The organism is Brunnivagina elsteri CCALA 953 (assembly GCF_002289455.1).
GTDB classification, from domain to species: domain Bacteria; phylum Cyanobacteriota; class Cyanobacteriia; order Cyanobacteriales; family Nostocaceae; genus Brunnivagina; species Brunnivagina elsteri.
On record NZ_NTFS01000784.1, the window covers coordinates 1 to 1,145 of the forward strand.

At 39.8% G+C, this 1,145-nt stretch carries 1 protein-coding gene; it reads left to right on the forward strand.

Annotated elements, in window-relative coordinates; all coding sequences use genetic code 11:
* Positions 1 to 286 precede the first annotated feature (286 nt).
* Positions 287 to 1,135 carry a metallophosphoesterase gene (locus tag CK510_RS30660; RefSeq protein ID WP_095725159.1) on the forward strand — a complete coding sequence of 283 codons (849 nt, stop codon included), beginning with the start codon at positions 287 to 289 and terminating at the stop codon, positions 1,133 to 1,135.
* The last annotated feature ends 10 nt before the right edge of the window (positions 1,136 to 1,145 follow it).

The window sequence follows — 1,145 nt, forward strand, 5'->3', positions numbered from 1 at the left end:
CTTGCATCCTTTTTATGGTGATTGACGATTCATTGTAACAAAACCCTTGCGGGGTAGGGGTTATAAGGAATTATGGTAATGATTTAGATGAAATGCTTACAGGGCAAGGCTTTCAATGATTTTTAACCAGATTTTTCATAAAAGTAACGGAAGAACCATATCTTGAAAATAAAATATTCCAACCAACCATTCATGAAAAATTTAATAAATTATTGTGGGTGATACGCAAACTATGGTGATGATTTGGTAAGCTGATAGCGCTGGTACGAGAAGCGAGTCGCACCTTATGCACTGGTTGTTTTCTGGACCGTTGAGTGTCGAAAAGATAGCAGTTAATATTCCAGATTTACCCTCATCCCTAGATGGTACAAGATTGGTACAATTATCTGATTTGCATTACGACGGTTTACGCTTATCTAATAAGATGTTGGAAGAAGCGATCGCAATTACCAATGATGCGGAACCTGATTTAATCTTACTCACTGGTGACTACGTTACTGACGATCCATCGCCAATTTACCAGTTAGTGAAGCACCTAAAGCATCTACAAGCACCTGCTGGAATCTGCGCTGTTCTTGGAAATCATGACGTTCACTATAAATATTCCCAAACTGTAATTACCGATGCCTTAACCAGCATTGGTATTAAAGTGCTATGGAACGAGATTGCCTATCCGTTGGGCAAAGACTTACCAATTGTGGGATTCGCAGATTATTGGTCAGGAGAGTTTAAAATTGCATCAGTACTCAGTCAACTTGAGGAAGCAATCCCCCGAATCGTTTTATCCCACAATCCAGATACAGCCGAATTACTCAAAAAATGGCGCGTGGATTTACAATTGTCTGGTCATACCCACGGTTCGCAATTTGTACTTCCTGGCATGGGTCCTATAGTCATCTACTATAATCAACTCATCCGTAAAATCCCCCGCAAAATACGCAAATACATTCCCTTTTTGCGAGCTAATTGGGGTAAAGTTGTGAGTAACTGGGAATGGGCACAAGGTTTCCACAAAGTTGGAAAAAATCAACTTTACGTCAATCGTGGTTTAGGTACATACCCCCCAGGAAGATTATTCTGTCCCCCAGAAGTGACTATTATAACTTTGTTATCTGATTCTACTCTGTACAAATAAGTACTCGAAT